The organism is Kutzneria sp. NPDC051319 (assembly GCF_040682195.1).
Taxonomy (GTDB): Bacteria; Actinomycetota; Actinomycetes; order Mycobacteriales; family Pseudonocardiaceae; genus Kutzneria.
Genome location: NZ_JBFBAM010000002.1, coordinates 133,066 through 154,049, shown reverse-complemented (window position 1 = coordinate 154,049; position 20,984 = coordinate 133,066). Strand labels below are relative to the sequence as shown.

General features: G+C 70.9%; 18 protein-coding genes. 2 read left to right on the top strand and 16 right to left on the bottom strand.

Annotated elements, in window-relative coordinates; translation table 11 throughout:
- Positions 1–2 precede the first annotated feature (2 nt).
- The 3 genes from AB0M73_RS02735 to AB0M73_RS02725 form a co-directional block, all read right to left on the bottom strand.
- Positions 3–1,460: a hypothetical protein gene (locus AB0M73_RS02735; protein ID WP_363885966.1), complete on the bottom strand. Its 1,458-nt coding sequence runs from the start codon at positions 1,458–1,460 to the stop codon at positions 3–5.
- Positions 1,461–1,488: 28 nt separating this feature from the next.
- Positions 1,489–4,200, bottom strand: a complete 2,712-nt coding sequence (locus tag AB0M73_RS02730; protein ID WP_363885964.1) for a CHAT domain-containing protein — start codon at positions 4,198–4,200, stop codon at positions 1,489–1,491.
- A gap of 80 nt (positions 4,201–4,280) precedes the next feature.
- Positions 4,281–5,252, bottom strand: coding sequence for a hypothetical protein (locus AB0M73_RS02725; protein ID WP_363885963.1), 972 nt, complete (start codon positions 5,250–5,252; stop codon positions 4,281–4,283).
- A 206-nt stretch (positions 5,253–5,458) separates the two neighbouring features.
- Between AB0M73_RS02725 and AB0M73_RS02720 the strand changes: the two genes are divergently transcribed.
- Positions 5,459–5,935: a LuxR C-terminal-related transcriptional regulator gene (locus tag AB0M73_RS02720; RefSeq protein WP_363885960.1), complete on the top strand. Its 477-nt coding sequence runs from the start codon at positions 5,459–5,461 to the stop codon at positions 5,933–5,935.
- Positions 5,919–6,125 carry a hypothetical protein gene (locus tag AB0M73_RS02715; protein WP_363885958.1) on the top strand — a complete coding sequence of 69 codons (207 nt, stop codon included), beginning with the start codon at positions 5,919–5,921 and terminating at the stop codon, positions 6,123–6,125. Before AB0M73_RS02720 ends, AB0M73_RS02715 begins: the two co-directional genes overlap by 17 nt.
- 33 nt (positions 6,126–6,158) lie before the next feature.
- On the opposite strand, the gene AB0M73_RS02710 is transcribed toward AB0M73_RS02715, so the two are convergent.
- The 13 genes from AB0M73_RS02710 to AB0M73_RS02650 all read right to left on the bottom strand — a co-directional run bounded on the left by AB0M73_RS02710 (position 6,159) and on the right by AB0M73_RS02650 (position 20,962).
- Positions 6,159–6,818, bottom strand: a complete 660-nt coding sequence (locus tag AB0M73_RS02710) for a 4Fe-4S single cluster domain-containing protein (protein WP_363885956.1) — start codon at positions 6,816–6,818, stop codon at positions 6,159–6,161.
- Complete coding sequence (locus AB0M73_RS02705) at positions 6,815–7,984, bottom strand: hypothetical protein (protein ID WP_363885955.1); 1,170 nt, start codon at positions 7,982–7,984, stop codon at positions 6,815–6,817. Before AB0M73_RS02705 ends, AB0M73_RS02710 begins: the two co-directional genes overlap by 4 nt.
- Positions 7,985–7,996: 12 nt before the next feature.
- Positions 7,997–8,560 carry an FHA domain-containing protein gene (locus AB0M73_RS02700; protein ID WP_363885953.1) on the bottom strand — a complete coding sequence of 188 codons (564 nt, stop codon included), beginning with the start codon at positions 8,558–8,560 and terminating at the stop codon, positions 7,997–7,999.
- A complete protein-coding gene (locus AB0M73_RS02695) occupies positions 8,557–10,518 on the bottom strand; it encodes an AAA family ATPase (RefSeq protein WP_363885951.1) in 1,962 nt (653 codons plus the stop codon). The genes AB0M73_RS02700 and AB0M73_RS02695 overlap by 4 nt, the downstream gene beginning before the upstream one ends.
- Complete coding sequence (locus AB0M73_RS02690) at positions 10,511–11,809, bottom strand: hypothetical protein (RefSeq protein ID WP_363885949.1); 1,299 nt, start codon at positions 11,807–11,809, stop codon at positions 10,511–10,513. Before AB0M73_RS02690 ends, AB0M73_RS02695 begins: the two co-directional genes overlap by 8 nt.
- A 33-nt stretch (positions 11,810–11,842) precedes the next feature.
- The gene (locus AB0M73_RS02685) at positions 11,843–14,017 is read right to left on the bottom strand and encodes a protein kinase (RefSeq protein ID WP_363885947.1); all 2,175 of its coding nucleotides are present in this window, start codon (positions 14,015–14,017) and stop codon (positions 11,843–11,845) included.
- Between the two features lie 43 nt (positions 14,018–14,060).
- Positions 14,061–15,248, bottom strand: coding sequence for an OmpA family protein (locus AB0M73_RS02680; RefSeq protein WP_363885946.1), 1,188 nt, complete (start codon positions 15,246–15,248; stop codon positions 14,061–14,063).
- A complete protein-coding gene (locus AB0M73_RS02675) occupies positions 15,248–16,039 on the bottom strand; it encodes a hypothetical protein (protein ID WP_363885944.1) in 792 nt (263 codons plus the stop codon). Before AB0M73_RS02675 ends, AB0M73_RS02680 begins: the two co-directional genes overlap by 1 nt.
- Positions 16,039–16,443: a hypothetical protein gene (locus AB0M73_RS02670; protein WP_363885942.1), complete on the bottom strand. Its 405-nt coding sequence runs from the start codon at positions 16,441–16,443 to the stop codon at positions 16,039–16,041. Before AB0M73_RS02670 ends, AB0M73_RS02675 begins: the two co-directional genes overlap by 1 nt.
- Complete coding sequence (locus tag AB0M73_RS02665) at positions 16,440–17,213, bottom strand: hypothetical protein (RefSeq protein ID WP_363885940.1); 774 nt, start codon at positions 17,211–17,213, stop codon at positions 16,440–16,442. Before AB0M73_RS02665 ends, AB0M73_RS02670 begins: the two co-directional genes overlap by 4 nt.
- Before the next feature lie 50 nt (positions 17,214–17,263).
- Positions 17,264–18,076, bottom strand: coding sequence for a hypothetical protein (locus tag AB0M73_RS02660; RefSeq protein WP_363885939.1), 813 nt, complete (start codon positions 18,074–18,076; stop codon positions 17,264–17,266).
- 220 nt (positions 18,077–18,296) lie between these two features.
- Positions 18,297–19,652 (bottom strand): hypothetical protein, encoded by a 1,356-nt coding sequence (locus tag AB0M73_RS02655; RefSeq protein ID WP_363885937.1) that lies wholly within the window; start codon positions 19,650–19,652, stop codon positions 18,297–18,299.
- Positions 19,649–20,962 (bottom strand): AMP-binding protein, encoded by a 1,314-nt coding sequence (locus tag AB0M73_RS02650; RefSeq protein WP_363885936.1) that lies wholly within the window; start codon positions 20,960–20,962, stop codon positions 19,649–19,651. The genes AB0M73_RS02655 and AB0M73_RS02650 overlap by 4 nt, the downstream gene beginning before the upstream one ends.
- Between the last annotated feature and the right edge of the window lie 22 nt (positions 20,963–20,984).

Here is a 20,984-nt window from a genome sequence, read left to right as displayed (position 1 = left end):
CCTCATTCGGACCTGTGTCCGGCGCGGACAGCGGGCAGCCAAGGGATTTCCGCCGGCGCGGCGTCGACGGCGCGGGCCAGCTCGGCCATCGACCACGCCGCTCGACAGAGGCACCGAAGCAGGTGCAAACCTTCTCGTGTCAAGGGGTCCCCGTCCGTCAGGTGCAGCGCGAGCACGGCGTCGATCCGGCCGGCGAACCCCGCGGCGACGTCACCCTCCAGGCCGCCGAGCGGCCGCTCCGGGTCGAGGAACGCACCCAGGGTGGACATGATCGTGGACGCGGCCGCGTGATCGGGCGGCACTGTGCGCGCCGCCGTCAGCAACATGTCCAGTGCCTCGCGCAGGTCGACCGGGTCGTCGGCGAGGGTGCCTCGCAGACGCAGCGCGACCGCGAGCAGAAAGCCGTCGACGGCGGCGTTGGCCGGCTCCGATCCGTCGAGTTCGACCAACTGGCTCGCCATGGCCACCAGATCGTCGACCACATCGGCCGGGAGTTCGTCTTCGCCGAGGGCCAGCAGCGCCGCCGCGTTCTCCCAGACCGGCACGCCGGGCAGGGTGGGCGGCACTGCCGCGTGCAGGTCCGCACGGAGGCCGGCGGCGGTGGGCTGCTCCGCAGCGATCTCGATCCGGCGTTGCGGAACCACTTCCGGCTCAATGACCATGTCGGTCTGCACGACCACGGAGACCGGACGATCCTTCTGGACGGCCCGCGCGATCCCACCCGGATCACTGAAGTCGAACAGGTCGCCGAGCCAGTTCATGCCGTACCCCGGCCTCATCTGGGTGCTCAGTTTCTCCTGCAGCGCCTGGATCCTGCCTATCCCCGCCATCATGTTCGACAGGTTCACCCGGCTCGCGCCGGTGCCCAGCATCGTCTTCAGGGCCTCACTCAACTCCAACGCCACGGCGGCGGCCTGGGCGATGTCGTCGTTCATGGACGGTCCGGTCGTCACCTCGCGCAGCAGCACCACACCACGCTCGATATCGCTGTCGTCGATGGCCGCCGCCCCGCCGTGCACGAATCGCGACGCGAGGACCGCCGGATCCTGCAGTGCCATCAACGCCTTCATCACGTACAGAAAGCCCAACATCACCTTGCCTATGGGCACCGCCATCTTGGGCAGGATCGGTGAGGCCAGCCCTTCCTCGAATCGGGTGACCGCAATGACCCGATCGCGCTCCTCGCAGAGCAGGGTGAACCGCCAGTTCACCAATAGCCCAGCCAGGAACGAGAGATAGCTGCGCGATGCGTCGTCCTCGGGGAGCCACTGGTGCGCTTCCGTGATCGCGTCGATCGCACCGCCGAGGTCGGACAACCCGGTGGGCGCGGCCGGCCCGTCGCGCATGAACTTCTGGGCCAACGCCGATCCTAACCTGCTGAGCGGCGCCGCCCGCGCCGGTCCTTCCAGGTCGGCCAGCTCGGCCCGGGCCTGCGCGATTACTTCGTCGAACGTGGACACTTGCCTTCCTTTCACACCCCGGTCGGACTCACTGTCCATAATGGACGAATCCGGCCCACGACAACACCTGGGCGTTGCGCTCGTCCGCCGACTGGGCCCTGAGTTCCTCGGGCATGCACTCGGGGTGCAGCCGATTCGGGTCGAGCATCCACATCTGGGCCTCGCGCAGGGCCTCGCGCGGCCGCATTCCCCGTTCCCGCAGGAAGTAGTGGAACAGGAACATCAGCGAGGACGTCGCCGAGTCGGGAACGGCCCACTGTGTCGACAGCACCGACCGCACGCCGCCGGCCAGGAACGCCGTGCCCAGGCTGTAAGCTTCGTCGTAGCCGTGGATCGAGCGGTTCGTGTGGCACGCGGCCATGACCACCAGGCCGATGCGGCGCTGCGGGGCGTCGGACATCAGCGCGATGATCTCGTCGGCGGCCAGTGCGCCGGAATCGGCGACTCCAGGTTCGTTCGGCGCGAGCAGCAGTTCGGCGCGGACGTTCTTGTCCTTGTCGTCGAACACGCCGTGGCACGCGAGGTGCAACATGGTCCCGGCGAACGAGCTCGGGTCGGTAAGCCACGCGCGCACCTGCGCGGCCGTGCCCCGACCGGAGTGGCTGGGTTTCCCGTCCAGCCGCCGGCCGACATAGCGCGCCGGCCGGTAGAACGTCCGGCGGATCGCGTGCGCCTCGGCCCGGGCCGCCGGCAGTGATGCCGCGGCCCCTTCGGTGTCGGGGTCGCCGACGACCAGTCCCGTCGATGACAGGGCCACCGGCGACTTGGCCGCGTTCTCACAGAACAGCCGGGCCGAGACGGCGTGGCTGAACGACGCGAGCTGCACCGCGTACGTGCCGTCACCGCGCCGGGCGGCCTGCCACGGGACCCGCGCGAGGTCGCCCATCGGAACGAGGACGATGCGCGGCACCTTGCCCTCCGCGCCCGCCTCGTTGCGGGCGAAGTAGCTCTCCATCAGGGGGCCGATCGCTGCCCGCCAGGCCCAGTCGCACAGGCTGTTCACCCGGTCGGCGAACGCGGACCCCGAGACCGGCGCGGTCTCACGGGTCGGCGCGGATGATGTCGAGCGGATCTCGCTGGACCGGCCGGACAGGGCCGTCAGGTAGCCGTCGACCTCCTTGCTGTCGACGGTGAGCGCCGGCAGGGCCATGAAGGCGGGGTTGCAGCTGGCCGGCGCGATGACGGCCATACCGGGTCGCAGTTCGCCCGCGGGGACGAGATACACCAGCGCGTCCGCGTCGACCTCGCGGAGCGCGGCCCGGATCTCGGCGAAGCTCGGCGGATCCAGCATCAGCCCGGCCGCCGAGCCGCTCGCGGCGAGGGCGGCGAGCGCCTCTCGACGGAGCATGGTCGACCGATTGCCCTCCGCCGTCCACCGCTCGGCGAGGTCCTGACGGCCGATGGCTGCCAGCTGTCCGGGAATGTCCCGGATTCCCATCTGTGCGAACAACAACAGCCCGCGACAGGTGTCCAGGGCCCGTACGACGTTGGCCAGGTCGGTCGCCATCGCGTACTTGCGGGCCACGTCGATCGCGCCCTCCGCGGCCTCCTCCAACGCCGTTCGGACATCCGCGGCGTCGTGCGACAGCAGAGCCTGCCAGGCGAAACCCCGTTGCGCGGCCATGCCGACCTCGCCCGACTTCGCGATCTTCCCCCGACGGCGCTGGAGGTCGGAGAGCACGTCATGGGTGAACTGCCAGTGCGGATGTCCCGGATCGCCCATGACGGCGACGGCCCGGTCGAGCGCCTTCTCCGCCTCGTCCAGTCCGCTGTTGTCGCCCGCCACCTCCGCCCGGCGCAGCAGGCACACCGCCAGCGAGGTCAGCGCGAAGGCGTATGCCTCGTCGTCCTCCCCCCGCTCGATCGCCTCACGGCACTGCTGGATCGCGGTGTCGATCTTGCCGAGGTCCGTCTCCTGGCCACCGCGCATGAGCGCGGCGGACGCGAGCAGACGCGGCACGACATCGCCGGACGGGCCGGGCGCCACCGGCACGGTCATCGGGTGCTCGGCACCGACATCGGTTCCGTATGCGGCCATGAGCTGGGTCACGCCTTGCCGCCATTCGCGGATGGCCTCGGTGAGGTTCGAGTACTGCGGTGGAAGGTGGCGGCTGCGCTCTTCCAGCTCGTCCAGCTTGTCCAGAAAGCCTGGATCGTCCAACGAGCCGGACGTGATCGCCGACATGTTCGACAGCAGTGCGACCATCTCCTCGACGCCCGGCACGTGCCTCAGCGACGCGAGCGACACCTTGAAGCGCTCGATGGCCTGGCCCCGGTCGGCGCCGTGTTCGCTGCGCATCCCGACGAGCATCTCCAGCATGCTCGTGGCCATTTCCAGGACCTGCAGCATCTCCGGCGCGTCACGGAGCTCATGCCGCAGGGCCTCCAGCTCCCGAGCCCCGGCCGCCTGCTTGGCCAGCGAGTTGGACGTGCTGGCCGCCATGGCGCCGAGAAACCGCCCCACCGTGCGCGCCTTCGGCCAGTCCCCCATGAACGGCGGGTTCTCGCCGGCCAGCGGCAGCAGGTCGGACAGGCGGCCGAGCACGGTGGGCGACAACGTTGTGCCGGTGACCGTCATGCCGTGCACCATCGTGGCCGCGAGTCCGGCGCGCTGCGGGTCGTCGGGGTCCATGGCGGTGACGTCGACGACGAACCGATCCATCTCGGCATCGTCGATGTGACCTTCCCTGGCCCGCTGGATCCCGGCGTGGCATCGCCTGACCACCTCGTCGTCCGCCATCGGTGTCCCCTCGTTCCGCCGACCCCTGCACCTGTCTCTGACGGACCGTCCGTCAGAGACCTGCTGTGCGGACTAGCAACTCACTCGCCGTGCCCGCCGGGGGCGACGATGTCGAGCACGGCGGCGGTCAGGCGGTCGATCTCCGCGCTGTCGGCGAGGCAGGCGGCGACCCGGTCGTCGACGCCGGGCGCGGTGGCGGTCGGCCGGTCGAAGACCGTCCGAACGACGTCGACGACCACCGACCGCGGGTCCTCGCCGGCGGCCACCCGCCGCTCGATGGCATCCACTGCCAGGGCGGCCAGCTCCACCAGCAGGTCATCGTCCCCGGCGGTCGGGGACGCCGGATCGTCCTCGGTGGACTCGGAGGTCAGGGCGACGACCGGCGGCTGCTTGCCGGCCAGCGGTCGCTCCACATAGGACTCGTGCCACCGGGGTCGGGTGCGCATGGCGGCGAGCATCGTCTCGATGTCGTGGGAGATGTCGCCGTGGTTGTCGGCGCCGAGCATCGCCGCGCGGCGCTGGGCCCACGCGTCGACCGGCCACGTGCCGGGCACGGCCGGAATGTCGTTGCCCACGAAGTCGAGCACCGCGACGGCCAGCGTGAGCAGCCAGGCGTCGTGGCCGAGCGCGGCGGCGAGCCAGCCCGGCACGCGGGGGCGCTGGAGCGCGCCACGCTGACCGCGCCGGCGCCGGTAGCCCTCGATGGTGGCCACCTGCATGCGCCGGCTCACCCAGCCCTCCAGGTTGTGGATCGGCACCTTGGCGTTGCGGAAGATGTCGTCGAGCACGGCGTCCATGTCGTCGTGGAACCGGTCCAGGCAGCGCGGCTCCAGCCGGCGCAGGGAGGTCGCGCACCAGGTGTGCCCTCGCTTCAGTTCTCTCTTCCGGGTGAACTGGCAGAACACGATCGGGTGAATGATCTCGTAGGCCTCGGCCCGCAGCCGCCGCCGCTCGTCGTCGCCGACCGCACGCACGTGATCCGCGAGCACCCCCTGAACTGCCAGTTCCCGTACTCCGGCCGCCTTTCCGCGACGGATGTCTCCCTCGGCCATGGTGGCGCTCCCGCGTTACTCGAAAACCCGTTCGGCGTCGTCCGACCCCACATACCCGGACCCTACGTCGCAGATCGGGACCGGAATATTAGCTGAATCAAAAATAACGATTTCTGATTACCTACGGCGGCCGAGCGCCGCCCATATCGCGCGCCTAAATTGGCCGGTAGGACCACGTAAAGCGCGCATCGACCGCGAGGGGCGCCATGCACACCAACCCGTTCGGAGCAGCCGGCGAGGTGCTCGACCGACTGCCCGCGGCCGACGTGCGGGCCGCCGTCGACCGGCTGATGGCGGTGTGCGCCGGCGACCCCGTGCTGCTGTGCGCTCTCGCGTTCACCGCGGCCGGCCTCGACACCGACACCCGCGACCGGCTGCTGCGCGACGTGGCCCGCGACCGGCCCACCGGGCCGCCGGACGGCGCCGGGCCGGTGCTCACCGACCGGCAGCGCGAGGTGTTGGGCCTGCTCGGCGCCGGTCTCACCGCCAGGGCCATCGCCCACCGGCTGGATCTGTCGCCGCGCACCGTGGGCAAACACCTCGAACGGGTCTACCGTCGTCTCGGGACTTCCGACCGACTGACCGCGGTGATCAGGGCACGCCACTGCGGCCTGCTCCCGGACGCGCCGGCCCGGCACGCCGTCCGCCGCAGCGAAGGGGACGACCGTGACGCCGAACGCTGAGCACACCTCGGACGACGAGCCGACCACCGCGGCCGGCGGCGACCGTCGCGGCCGGTTGTTCCGGCTGCTGCACGACGAGCTTTCCCGTCAGCGGGAGACCGCCAAGAACCGCGGGACGACGGCGACCGATTTCGACAATTCGGTGCGGGCCGCAATCGACGAGCTGCGTGACGATTCGGGCGATTCCTGAACCGTTTCGGCAGGCCACGGCGGGTTCGGCCGATCAAGGCCGCCAGGTCGTGTCGACGATCCGAAATCCACGATCCCGGAGCCCACGTTCGAATTCGCCGAGCGAACCCGCTCTCGGCACGCCGATGACCCGGAACCGCTCACCCTCGGCCAGCAACTGCATCGGCGGCCGTTCGGGAGTGTGGTCGACGTAGTCGGCGTAGCGGCGGCGGCCGAGCTCGGACAGCGGCAGCAGCCGCTGGTTGGCCGAGCCGCGCCAGATGAGCGACGTCGGCCGGCTCACGTCGAACCGGCCGACCACCAACACGTCGCAGTGCGCCACGGCCCGGAGCCGGGCATCGTCCAGCTCCGCCTCGGTGTATCCGGTGTAGACCATGACGTCGAAGTCCCGGTTCGCGGCCTTGCGCGCCTCGTCCACGCCGGCCAGCAGCGCGCCCAGCGGCTCCGGCTGTTGCAGCGGTTCCCCGCCGCTCACCGTCAGGCCGTCGGCCCCCTGCGCCATGGCGTCGCGGCACAGCTCGACCAGGTCCTCGACGGTGAGCGCCTCACCGCCAGCCGGATCCCATGTGTCCCTTGACATGCAGCCCTTGCATGCCAGCGGGCACCCCTGTGTCCAGATGCCCAGCCGGCGGCCCGGGCCCAATGCCGTGACGGGATAGAGCGCCCGGGCGACCCGCAGTGTCTCGCCACTCACGACTGGGCTCCCGCAGCCGGGCGGCGCAGGCCACGCCGGTGCTGCACCGCCTCTGTGAACGAGGGATCGGCGACCACGCTGATCAGGGCCGCGAAGTACGCCTCCTCGGCGGCGGCGTAACTGGCGCGCACCGCCCGCACGTGCGCCTCCATCGCCACCGCGCCGTCCTCGCGCGGCTCGGCGTGCTCAGGACTGATGCGGTCGAGCATCTCCTGCCTCAGCGCCTCGGCATCGTCCCGTCGCTGCCGCTGCCGGGCGTAGGCCTCCTGGAACGGGTGCCGGCGGGCGAGCCCGAGCATGAAGGCCATCACCCCCACCACGACCAGCAGTCCGACGAACATCAGCACGACCGTCGTCGACGTCAGGTGCAGCTGTCGCAGACTCCGGTCGTCCAGCACCGCACCGCACACGAAGGCCAGGATCGCCACCAGCACCAGCCACGCCACGGCGAGCGCGAGCGCGGCCGCGGCGAGCCGACGCTCGGTGCCGGTGGCCTGGCGGGCGCGCAGCAGCAGGGCCGCCAGGTGCGGGGCGGTGACCAGGATCGCGGCGGCGGCCACGCTGACCGCCAGGACAAGCACCTCGCTGGTGCGCCCGGCGAGCAGACCGGACATCGCGTAGTGGATCAGGAAGACCGCGACCACGAACAGGCCGGCGAGCACGAGCAGCCGCCAGCGCAGCGCCAGGGTAGTGGTTTCGCCTTCCCACACCGGGTCCTCGTCGTCCATGTCGTCGGGCTGGGCCGGCTCCGCTTCGCCGTCGAGCGGCTCGCGGCCCTCGTGCGCGCGCACCGCGAGCCGGTTCATCATCGACCTCGCCGCCGTCATGAATCCGCTCGCCTCGGCGCTCACCCGGCGCAGGTGCTCGGTCCGCGACTCCGTCATCTCGTGGCGTTCGATCACCGAGTCGACGGCAGCCTCGCAACGCCAGCGCAGGCCGACGACGTAGCTCGGGTCGAATTGCTCAGACACCTCGTCGGCCGGACCGCCGAAGGACCAGCTGTCCCGCTCGTGGCGGCGCCCGTCCGCGGCCCCGCGGGCCTCCGCCTCGGCGATGAGCACCGTCGCCGGCGTGCGCGGATCGACCAGCGACGCCGGCAGTCCGGTGGCGTCACGCGGCTGCGTGCGCGCCCGGCGGCGGAAGAGGTTCTCGTCAGGAATGCTCACACCGGGGTCCCATCAGGAGCGGGGCTGGAGGGCGTACAGCGCGACCTCGCCCTCGACGTCGGACCCGAACCGCAAGCGGTCGCCGTCTCGGAGTGGCCGGTGGGATTCGGCGGCCATCTCGTCGCCGTTCACGAACGTGCCGTTCGGCGTGGGCAGGGCCTGCACGGTGGCCCTGCCATCGTTGACGACCACAACGGCGTGGCGGCGCGACACCGTGCCACGGCTGACGAAGACGCGGCTGTGGGGGCCGAGCCGGCCGAGTTCGGTCCGGTCGTCACGGTCGAGTGCCACCTCGCCGTCGGCGAAGCGGATGTGCACGGCGGGCGCGGTCAACGACCGTCCACAGGAGGCATTGGCGCAGTTCGTGGCGCCCGTGCTCGGCGAGGATGTGCCGCACCGCCAGCAAACGTCGGTGCTCCACGGCCGACGCTCGACGGCCTCTCCGCCGCTCGACGCCGGCGTTTCCCTTGGCGCGCCGGACGGGGCCGCCAACTCAACCGTCGGACACAGGTCCTCATCGCAGAACAGCACGTCGTCGCCGACGAACTCACCGCCCAGCTGGCACTGCCGAGTCACCGGCCACCACCACGGTCGATCCTGATGTCCAACGCCGGCGCGGTGGCGCCCTCGGCGGGCCGGAATCCGGTCACCACGGCGGTATCGCCCGGGCTGACATCCTCCTCGAACAGCTTGCGGGACAACGGGTTGATCAGGTTGCTCTCCAGCATGTTGCCGATGCCGCGGCCGCCGTGCTCCAGATTCTCCGTGCAGGCCTGACTGAGCCCGGTCAGGGCCGTGCCGCCGATCTGCAGCGTGACCCCGAGCGCCGCCTTCACGGTCGCGGAGATGTTGCCCAACTGCGACGCGAAGATCTCCCCCGCCGTCGTGTCCTTGTCGATGAAGTCGAACACGACGATGTTGTCGCCCAAGCGGTTGAGCAGCTCCGGCCGGCCGATCTCGAAGTTGAAGTGGTCGCGGATGGCCGCCTTCACCCTGGCCTCCAGCTCCTCGTACGGCAGACCCGGCAGGATGAGTTGCCGCCGTTCGTTCGTCTGCGGATCCGTCTCGACAATGCCGAGATTGGACGTGAAGATCAGCACGCATTCGGAGAAGTGCGTGGTCACGCCCTGGCCGTCGGTGAGCCGGCCGTCCTCCAGGATCTGCAGGAACTTGTCCAGCACCTGCGGGTGCGCCTTCTCGATCTCGTCGAACAGCACGACCTGGAACGGCTTGCGCCGCACCGCGCCGGTCAGCTCGCCACCGGCTTCGAAGCCCACGTAACCCGGCGGGGCGCCGACCAGCCGGTCGGCGGCGTGCTGGGCGGCGAACTCGCTCATGTCGAAGCGCAGGTACGCCTTGGCGTCGCCGAAGAGCAGCTCGGCAACCTGCTTGGCCAGCTCGGTCTTGCCGACGCCGGTCGGGCCGGCGAAGAACAGCACGCCACGCGGCCGCGAGCCGGGCGTGGTCGCCTGCGCTCCGGACAACCCGAGCGCGGCCCGCTTGAGAATGTCGAGAGTCTTGACGACGGCCCTGTTCTGCCCACGGACCCGGTCGCCGATCACCTTCTCGCCCTTGGTGATCTGCGCGCGCACGCTGGCCTTGCGCCACGGATTCGTGTCCACGCCGAGGGTGTAGATCCGGACCGCGTCGGCGATCTCGTCCTGGCTCAGCCGGCGTTCCCGCGCGAGTCGGGCGATCCGCATCATCGCTTCGAGCGTCATGCCTTCGGTGCGGTTGGCCAGCTCCTCGGCCGGTTCCCTGGTCGGGGGCACCGCGCTCGCCGGCGGCGGCGCGAAGCTGCCGATCAGCCGCCGGGCCATGGCCAGCCGCTCGGCCAGGCCCGGCAGACCGATGCCGATGGTCCGCATCTGGTCCACGCCCGCGGTCAGCCAGGCCGGCAGGTCCCGCTCCCCGTCGACCAGCCAGATGATCGGGTTGTATCGCAGCGGCGCCTGCGGATCGCCCGGCTTGGAGGGCGTCGCCGTCAGCGCGAGCCGATGGCAGAACAGGAAGAACTCGAGCTCACTGTCCTGGAGCTGACCGGGCACGAGGATCATTCTCGACGCGTGCTCGACGACAACGGCGATCCTTGTCGGTGGCCCGCCGCCCCCGATGAGGTTGTCGGCCGGCGACTTTGCGGAGTCCGGCCGCGCCGCTTCCATCTCCGGCTGCTCGCGCGCGCCGACCAACTTGGCCAAGTGTCCGCGTAGCCGATCCAGTGGCGGCCGCCGCCCGACCACGCCATGCCCCAGCAAGGCTTCGACGACCTGTTTCGCCCGGCCGTCCTCCGGCGGATGGACCGACAGGCCGTCGACCGGGTCGTAACACACCAGCGCCTCGAAGCCCTGCCGCCGCAGCCCGGTCCACAGGGCCCCGCGCAACGGCAGGATCTCCAGCCGCTGGTCGCCGGTCTGCACCAGGAACTGGTCACGGATGTTGCCGTGCAACACATACTGCGATTGCACGCCCAGTGTGCCGATGATCTCGTCGACGAACCCGGGAAAGTTCGACAGGTTCTCGCTGCGCTCAGACATCGCGGCTCCTCGTCCGCCTCTTCGTGGTGCCCGACCGCACGTGGTTCGGCAGGTTGTCGGGCACCGCGGCGGGTTCGATCCGCGTCTGCACCCTCGCCGTGCCGCCGATCTTGCCGGCCGCCCGCTTGACGTCGTCGAGGATGTGCTCGCAGCGGGTCAGCTCACGGTGCCGGGCCTCGTCGTTGTCCACCCGGACCGCCCGGACCAGTTGTGTCCTGACCGTGTCGCCGTCCACCCATACGTCGGCGGTGTGCTCCTTGTTCCACTCCTCATGGCTGACCCGCATCCCGATGCACTGGTCGGCCGGGTAGGTCTCCTCGACCGTGTAGCCGAGGTCGACGAGCTGCTGCCGCGCCACGTCGCGATACATGAGCTGCTCGGCGCGCCGACTGGCCCGCGTGCGCAGCTCGCTGGTCTCGTTCCGCAGCTCATCGGTCACGTCCGCGTTGCCCCGCACCACCTCACGCAGCCGGGCAAGGGTGCCGGCCAGCGGTCCGGGCGGTTCGACGCCGGCCACGACCTCGGCCACCGGCGGGCTCTCCAGCATCTCCAGCTGGGTCGCGGCCCACCGGCGGCCGCGCACCCGCGGGTTGATCTTCACGAAGACCTTGTCGCGGAGCTCGCCCAGGTACATCGCCCGCTCCTGCGGGTTGGCCAGCGCGGCGGACGCCGTCGCGAGCACCAGGTCCCGCTCCCGAAGGGAGGCGTCGGCGTCGAGCTCGGCGACGATACGGGCGATCTCGTCCGGCGTGATCGGCGGCGATGGGGCGACGACCTTGGCGTGACGGCCGAGCAGAGCCTCGCGAATGGCCGCGCTGGATGCCGCCGACTTCGCGGTCTCGGCCTTGACGGTCAACTCCGGCAACCCCACCCGCGAGTCGAGAAGGTCCTGCGCCACAACCAGTTCGGCCTGCACGCGCCGGGCCTCGTCGAGCAGCTGGGGAAGCGTCACACAGGACCCGAGCCGGACCGGGCTCGGCATGGCCAGCTGCACGCCCGCGGCGGCGGCCTGCTCCCGCACCATGCGGATGCGACCGTTGAGGCCGACGACATCGGCGGCGGCGTACTCCCATCGAATGGCGGCCTGCGCCTGCTCGTCCAGCCGCTGCACCTCGCGTTCCAGCCTGTCCCCGTAATCGCCGACCGCGCGGACACCGCTTTCCACGGCCGCGTTCGCCGCCTTGAGCGCCAACACCGCGCCGGCGGCCGCGGCCGTGGCGACCACAACGACCGCGCCCACCGCGACCACTCCCACGGCGGGCGCGAGAAGAACAACTCCTCCGGAACTCATCCGCACCTCCTCGCCGATACCTGACGGACCGCGTCAGCCGCCGGCGACTATCTCCCGCTCATGACGCAGGTCCTCGCGATAGTGCGCGTGCCGCCGGACCGTCCACACGAGCATCGATCCGCAGAGGACGAACGGGGTGGCGGCCGGCAGATAGATCGTCAGCGCGGCCAGCAGCGCCAACGCGGCCAACACGACCGGGGTGGCCGCGCGCCGGTCGAGCAGGGTGCGGCTCGCCCGGCCGAGTGCCATGGCGCCGGCTCCGAGGAACGAGTACCGGGGATGGAACCGCCCGCCGGTTTCCCACGCCAGCAACGATTCCGCCAGCGTCGTCGTGACGAGCGCGGCCGATACCGCGAACCAGGCGTCGACGACCTGGGCGTCCGTCGCGATGCCGACCCAGTCGCTGATGCCGACGAGGACGAACAGGAGCACGGCGACCGCCGCGACACCGGTGACGGCGTAGCCGAGTGCGTACGGCCGGTTCTGCCGATGCGACCACTCCCGCTGCCGCGCGGTGCGGCGCAGCCGGGCCTCGCGGTCGAGCCGGGCCCGCTCGTCGCGGTCATGCTGGTTGGCCTGCCGCTCCGCGTAGGCGCTCAGGGCGTAGGCGAGCCACAGATGGCGGTCGGCCAGCCCGGCGAACCAGGGAATCCCCGCACGTTGTCGCAGGCCGCCGACGGCGTCCCGGGCCTCACGCTCGTGGTTGACGGTCGCTGTGACCTCATGCAGCGCCAACGCCCAGGCGAAAGGTTCGTCGTGCAGGATCCGGCGCAGCTCGGCTCGTGCGTCCCGGTCCGGAATCAAACCGGCCGCCGGGGCCTGGCACCCCACCGCGTCCTGCCACCGGCCCCAGACCTCCCGCAGCCCGTCGCCACCGGATCCCTCGGACAGGACCGGCAGCAATCTCGCACGCCACAGATCCGCGACGATGTCCGCGCTCGCCTCGACCCGCTGGACCGCGTCGTGGGCGAGCAAAGGCAGGTGGGCCACGGTGATTCGTCGATGGCGGTAGATCGGCTCGTAGCCGGCGTGCATCGCGCGCAGCTCGTACAGCAGCCGCACATCGGCCGACGTGCCTCGGTCGAGCTTCGGCGGCGGTTCGTAGTCGGCGAACTGCCCCAGCCAGGCACGAAGTTGGTCCCGTGCGTCCTTTCGTCCCTCGAACAGGGTGGCCCTCGCCGTCTCCCAACCGTCGTACATGGCCACGGCGAGTTCGCTACGGGTGTGGTACTCGGCGCCGGCGAACACGAAGGGATCCTTGGCCCCGATCTCGCCGCCGCTGGGCGGCGGCGCGGCGGCCACCGGCGGGGACTCGCCGGCGAGCCACCGGGCGACCTGCTCCGGACCCCACCGGTGTTCGGGGTCCATCGTCAGGAGACCGGAGCACAGCAGCCGGATGCGTTCGTCCGGGACGTCGTCGACCGACACCGGCCGGCCGGCCACCCGGCTCCGCAACAGCATCGGATTGTCGACGCCGGGGAACCGCGGGCCGCCGATGACCAGTTCCAGCACGGTCATCCCCAGCGACCACCAGTCGAACGCCGCCGCTATCTCGGCGCCGACCAGGAACTCCGGCGGCGTGAACGGCACGGTGCCGATGTCGTTGCTGACGTCGACGCAGGGCCAGTATTCGCTGTGCCAGCTGATGCCGAAGTCGGCCAGCGCGACGTCGAGCGGTTCCAGACCCCGCACCAAGACGTTGGCGGGCTTGAGATCGCGGTGCACGATGTTCTCACCGTGCAGCTCCCCTAGCGCCTCGGTCAGCTGCCGCACCACCGTCTCGATGGTCTGAGTGTCCACACCGGACCGATTGCGGTCACGCAGATCGAGCAGGCTGCCGCCGGCCAGGTGCTCCATGATCTCGTACTGGCGGCCCGCCTCCTCCCCGATCTCCTCCACCGCAACGATGTGTCGGCTGCGGCGATGGGGCAGGTACTCTGTCACGCCCTCGGCGAGGCGGGACGGCAGCCGGTAGAGCTTCACCACTCGCTGACCGAGGCCGTCCCGCTCCCGTACCAGATACACGTCGCCCTGGGCCGACGCCGCCAGATCGCGCACCAGCTCGAAACGCGTGGCGAGCCCGGCCGGCAGGGCCCGTCCCCGGTCCGACCCCGCATGCTCCCGCCCGGGCTCGACCTCCGTGTCGTTGGCGTCCCGCGGACGGTGGCCGACCACCGTCGCCGCATCGGCGCGCGGGTCCTCACACACGGTCGCGGGCCCACCGCCGAAAGCCGTCATACGTGTGCCCCCGTCAGCCCGAGCACGAGGTTTCTACGACCACGGACCGGTTCGCGGTCGCCTTCACCGGATCCAGCGAGCCGTTGGCAGTTCGGTCGGCGGCATGGTACTTGCCGGTGCTCCCGTCCCCCTCGGCCGTGATGCGACCGTCCGGCACGCCGAGGCGCACCAGGACGGCCTTCACGGCCTGGGCCCGTTGCTGGGACAGCGCGACCCGATCCGGCTCCGAGGTCCCGGCGCTGGAGGTGTTGCCGATCAGCTTCATCGTCACCGGCTGGCCGGACACCTTGTCCACCAACTGCTTCAGCGTGCGCTGCGCCGCGTCGGGGTCGCGGAACGTCGCCTGGTCCGCGACGAAGCCGACCGCGCTGCTGTCGTCGTACACCGTGGTGCCACAGGGATCGACCGGCGGATCGGACGGCAGGTCGACGGTGGTCACCGGCACCGTGGTGTCGAACCGATCCCGGTGCGTCTGGCCGGGAATGACGGCGGTGCAGGCGGCGTCGGCCCTGGCCGCGACGGCCTGCCAGATCGCGGCGATGTGCTCCTGCTGGGCGTGATCCAGCTCGGCCTGCGGTTCGGCCGTCTTGCCCGGTGCGACCAGCACCACGGACATCTTGCTCAGCTTGGGCAGTTGGTGCTGCGCGAAGAGACTCTCGGCGACGTCCTTCGGGTCCGCGCCGAACATCGCCTTGGCGCGGAAGGTCAGCTGCCCCGCCGTCGCGATGCCGGAGTCCACCACGACGACGGTCCCACCCTCGTCGGTGACGCCGCCGGCCTCGGTCAGCGCGCCGAGCACGTCCGCCTCGGGGGCCTTGGGCTGGAGCGTGGCGACCGCCTCGAAGAACCGCTTCTCGGCGATCTTCAGGTCGTTCTCCCGTTTGGCCGTGTTCGTGGCGGTCAGCGACGGCTGCGCGGTGGTCACCACGTTCGGCTCGCCGTCGAGCCGGATCAGCTGCACCTTCTGCCCCGCCGCCATCGCCTGCTCGATCATCGCGGGGATCGGATCGGGCAGCTGCGGCCGCTGGCTGCCCATGCGGGCCCCGACGACGAGCGTCACGGGCTTGCCCGCGGCGGCCGGGCAGCCGTCGGGCTTCGGCGTCCACGTCGACGCCGTCGGCTGCGCCGACGTGGACGAGCAGGCCGCCAGCAGACCGGCGGCGAGCAGGACCGCCGCGAGCGGCGCAAGAGTGCGTGCCATCAGGATTCCCCGCCGGAATCGGATTGTGTCGGGTCGATGCCCAGTGGCCCGTGGTCGCGCGGACGCGCGTCGAACTCGTCCTTGAGGCGGTTGCTCAGCTGGATGGTCGCCTGCGCCATGGACTGCCAGTCGGCCTCGTGTCCCCGGCGGCTCTCCTCGACGGTGCGGGCCAGCGCGTCGGCCGCGGTCGACGCCTCGGCCAGCTCCACCCGCACCTCGTTGGCCTTGTCCAGCTTCCTCCGGGCCCGGAGGTACTGTCCGACGGCCGCGCTCGGCTTGTTGTAGCCGGCGACCGCCGACACCACGCCGGTGCCGACGAACAGCGCGACGAACAGCAGGGCCGTGTAGTGCCCCTCGTCGACCGAGGGGTCGGCCGGCAGCACGTCGCCGCTGGGGCCGGTGAGCGCGCCCGCGTCGGCGGTGAAGTTCCATCGGAACAGAAACGACATCGCGCCCAGCGCCACCCAGCCGGCCAGGGCCGAGCCCGCGATGATCCTGGACCCGGGGGCTTGGCGCGATCGCACGCTCCGGTGGCCGAACTGGCCGACCATGTGCGACAGCACGACGGCGACGAGGGTGAAGCCGCCGACGATCATCCACAGGATCCACTCGTCCTGGTCGATCGCCAGTTCAATGGCCTGGTGGAAGGTCATGAGGTCGGTCACGCCGGCCCCGAGCAGGATCGCGTACGAGACCAGCGCCACCCAGAACGACCGGCCGGCGATGAGCGCCAGGTTCCCGACGATCGTGCGGCGTCGGCTCTCGAACTCGCGCATCGGCGCAGTGGTCACTAGCGGCCTCCGTCCATGCGCCTGGTCCTGGGCTCGAACAAGGGGCTGTCCGGATCGCTGATCCGGTCCCAGGCATGGGCCACCGCGGCCTTCAGGTCGCTCACCACGTCCTCCTGGTGGTCGAGGCGGATCCGGAAGCCGGTCCGGATCTCCTCGACGTGGGCGGCCAGCAGCCGCAGGTCCACGCCGACGGTGTCGTGCTTCCGCTTGGCCGCGGCCAACCAGTCGACGACGAACGTGTCCACGTACTCGTCCGTGACCCGGCCGCGCACGCGCTTGATGTGCTTGATGTTCTTGCGGGCCTCGCTCGCGTCGACCGTCGGCGACCACTGCAGGTCGCGCAGCTTCCGCTCCAGCTCACGGACCTTCGCCCGCTGGCGGTCGCGCCACCAGAGGACCCTCACGATTCGTCCACCCGGGCCAGCCGCCGCACGATCCCGCGCGGCACGAACAGGTCCGGCGCCAGGCCGGCCGGCTCGTGCACCGGTGGGGCTGTCACCCAGTCGGGCATCAGCTGGGAGGTGAAACGCAGGATAGGCGCCAGATGCGGGCCTTCCGGATGGACGTGCACGACGTTCTCCCAATAGGTCTCGACGCGAGCGGCGTAGCGGGCGCCGGCCTGGCGCGCGGCGGTCTGCGCCAGCACGAACTCGCCGCTCATCTCCGCCTTCACGGTGGCGATCTCGCTGTCCAGCTGTTGCAGCGTGGTGAATCCGGCGGCCTCGTTCATCCGAGCCGTGGCGATGCGCTGTGCACGCATGTCCTCCCGGCGGCCACGGATCACGCCGGCTTCCAGCACCGTGAGCTCGATGGGGTTGCGCGGCATCAGCTCTTCGACGGTGATCGCCGCGCCGGCCGCCACCACGGCCGCGGCCAGTCGCGTCTGCGCGCTGTTCGCGGACGCGCGGTTCTGCTCCAGTGCCGCGAGCCGGCGCAGGCGGTCGGCGATCCGCGCCACCCACGCGCGGTATTCCCCCTCCACCTCGTGGAGCTGCTGCTCCAGCAGGTGATTCGGGTGCTGCGCGGTCGCCGCGCGCCCCTTCTCGTGCAGCCCGACGACGTCGTTGAACATCGGCTGCCGGCGCCGGCCGTCACGCCGTCCCTTCCAGCGGTCGACCCGCCGCTGCGACCGTATCGAGCTGTCGGCGCCGGTCACCCCGGCACCGGCTCCCATTCGTCCTCCCGCCACATCTCCATCTGACGGACCGCACCTCGGCGCAGCGTTCATTCGATGTAGCGGTGGGTCACATCACGCCCGGTCGGGAGCACCGTGGTGAGGTCGACGGAGATGCGGGTCGGCAACACTTCGGTGCCGGTGCCGAACGTGAACGGCATCGTCGGCCTGGCCCCGACTGCGTGTTCGCGGTGGCGGCGTTTGAGCGCGCTCTCGCCGATGACGACTTCAGCATGGGTCGCGGCGAGGACCTGGATGGCGTGCGCTCCGGCACGTAGGTGAGCGCGTACACGGCGGTCGTCACCATGGCCGAACTTGTGCCAGTGACGGTATCGGACGAGGTAGAGCAGGTGAGGGTCGTTCGCACGGGCGCGGTGCGTGCGAGAATCCGGCTCGGGCGGGCACGCGGGGCACTCGGTTCGGCCTCTGTTGAGCTTGGCGACCGTTCCGCAGGCGTCGTGCCGGCCCCAGGTGCCATGTGACGCGGAGCCGAGCTGGGCGCCCATCCACGGGAGGCCGTGCACATCTCCGGCGAGGACGGTCCAGCCCGGGCGCCTGTAGCTGTCCAGGGTCGCTTCGAGCGCGGTGGCGGCCAGGAACTCCGCGACCCCCGGCAACGGCGTGGGCTCGCCGGTTCTCAAACCCAGAAATTGGCGCACCAGAGCGATCTGCCGGTTGGCTCGGAACGTGGCCAGGGCATCCCGGGCTTGCCGCATCGCGGGAAGGTCCCGCGCGCTGCGCCGATCGAGGCAGATATGACATCGAGTGCGCCAGCCCGGACGGCACGCTCGTTCGGTGCCGCAGTGCCGGCAACGGAGGAGCTGGAGGCGCAGGCCACCGGGCCGGTCTTCGAGCAGTTCCATGCCCTCGGTGGCCACCTGCGCACAGGGCCAGCAGTGGACGAACCACGCCACGTCGGGCCCCCGTCCAGTACCGCCCGCGCGGCCGGTGACTTCGTCATCGCAGTTTTGGCACCGGAGAGCCTCCCGTTCCCCCTTCATGATCGAACTTGGTATCGGATCGGCACTGGATGATCAAGAGGGAGTCGGCCGCGCGCAAGCAGCCTGTGCCACGCCGAAGGGATCAGGCGGGGTGGCTGAAGGCCGCGGTGAGCTGGGGCAGGGCGTCCCAGCCGACGACGGCGCTGGTGGCGGATTCGGAGAGGGCGCGGATGTAGGTGCCGGCGTAGCCCTCGTCGGTGAGGTATACGCCCCAGGTGGCGAACCAGTCGCGGAGGTGGCCGGTGGCGGGGTCGGCGACGGGCTCGGGCTGGGCGGGGGCGCGGCGCTGGACGAGGGTGCGGGAACGGTCGCAGGAGGTGAGGGCCTGGTGCCAGTCCTGGTCGGTGGACTCCCAGCCGGCGACGATGCCGCCGCCGCGGGCGTCGTTGTTGGGCTTGAGGATGAGGTCGGCGCGGTGGGCGCGGCAGTAGTCGACGAGGTCGACGGGGTGGCCGTCCACGTCGACCTTGGGGTCGGCCATGGAGCGGGTCCACGGGAGGATGCCGTCGACGAGGGAGAGCTCGGAAGCGGTGAGGGCGGCCCGGAGGCGGGAGTCGTGGAGCATGGGCAGGATGCCCTTGTTGCCGTGCAGGTCGGTGCAGATGGGGGTCAACTGCACGGTCCGCCCCTCCTCGTGGGCCCGGAACACGGGCTCCATGCCGGCGGCGACGTCGGGATCGGCGAGGATCTGGTCGACGGAGACGTAACGCAGGATGACGTCAACGGGCGTGCCGTCCAGGTGGACCTTGCCGGCCCTGGCGCCGAGCTGGCCGACCTCGGCCAGGCGGAGGTCGATTCCCTTGCCCCGCATGAACTCCTGGAAGGGCAGCATGTACTTCTGGTACTTGGCCATGCGGCCGTTGCTCTCCAGCATCACGACGACGGGCGCGCCGGCGGCGGACACGGATTCCGCGCAGCGGGTGAGCATGCGGGCGATGCTGGCGCCGATGTCCGGATAGGACAGTTGGTGGGCCTCGGCGAACTCGCGGAACCGGGGCACGTCCATCAGCGCACGGGGGATGTCGCCGGTGCGCTCCATGCCGCCGAGGTCGGCGCCGATGTTGAACTCCAGCAGCTGCCAGGAGTCGCCGTCACGATGCAGGTCGGCCCGCCCGTACGGGACGGGTGGCACGAGTCCGTTGCGGCACAGGATGTCCACCGACCGGCGATCGAGCCCGAGCGCCTCCCCGTAGGCGAGGACGTCGCCGTCGAACAGCCGGCCGGGCAGGGAGACGACGAGGTGGTGGAACCGCATGAGCCGGTCGGCGACGTCCCGGATCTGGCTGTCCTCGACGAAAAGCGGGCGACCGAGCACCCGGCCGTCGAAGGCGGCGGTGAAGTGCGGCGGGAACCGCAGGTGGTCGACGACCCCGCGCAGTCCGTCGCGCCCCTCGGCGGCGCATTCGTCCATATAGGACTGAGTGACGGTGCGGCTCATGCGGTCACCAGCTTCTGGTAAAGGGTGGGCACCTTGCCCCGCTCGGTGCGGACGAACTCGTGCGGCTCGACGTGTTCCACGGTGAACCCGAGGCAGCGCGGCCCGGTGACGATCTGGTTGAGCTCCACGGTGTCAGAGAAGGCGGCTACCACGGCGTCCACGGTGACGTCCCGGGGCGTGCTCGGCGACAGGAGCAGCCGCACGCGATAGCGGTTGACGTCCCACAGCACCTGGAACTGGCAGTCGGCGGGGTCGGTGATGCCGACCAGGGCCAGCCGCGACATCAGCTGGTCGGCGGAGACCGTCTCGGAGTCCACGTTCAGCGACTGCCGGGCCCGGCCCAGCAGGGTCAGCACGGCGGCCTGGCTGCCACAGCGGCACGGCTGCCGGCTCAGGCGGCCCCGATCGCCGATGGCGTAACGGAAAAGGGCCATGCCGGTGTCGCTCAGCGGCGTGACCAGCAGCTCACCCTCCTCGCCGTCGGCCATGGCGAGCCCGGTCTCCTCGTCCACGACCTCCACCACCATGGCGTCCTCGTGCACGTGGTGGTCGGTGCCCGTCTGCCACCGGCACTGGTAGCCGATGGGCCCGGTCTCGGTGGTGGAGTAGGCCAGCGAGCGAACGGTCAGCTCGGGCAGGGCGTCGGTGAGCGCCTTGATTCGGCTCGGGCCGAGGCTTTCCCCGATATACAGGAAGGTTCGCAGCGGGGCGAGCTGCTCCGGGGGCGTGCCGGTGATCAGGTCCACGCCGTAGCCGGGCGGCGCGGCCAGGGTGTCGATGGAGTGCTCGGCGATGATCTTCGCGGTGTCGGCGACACTGGTGACATTGCCCAGCGGGTACACCCGCGCGCCGAGCAGCCGGGTGATCTCCTGGGTGAACAGGAAGGAGCCGTTGAGGTCGGCGCCGTAGAGGCAGTTCGCGAGCCGGTGCGGCGGCTCGGGCAGGGCGGCGCGCAGCCCGCGGGCGCCGAGCGCGGACACCTGCTCGTTGAACTCCCAGGAGTGGTACATCATCTTGACCTTGCTGGAGGTTCCGCTCGACCGCAGCACCATGCCGGGCCGGTCGCCGTCGAGCAGGAACTCGTCCGAGTGCGGCGGGCAGCCGTCGGCCAGCGCGCCCGGGGTCAACACGGGCAACGACGGCAGGTCCTCGACCCGGTGCACGGAGTCCAGCCCGGGCCGGCGGCGCAGCACGGCGGGGGTGCGGCGGGCCGCGGTCACCAGCTGCGTGAAGTTGTGGTCCCGCAGCCGCTGTATCTCCTCCCGGCCGGTCGTGTCCAGGTCGGTGGCGAGCCGAATGCCGGTGTTCATCGGGAACCTCCGTGGTGTGCTG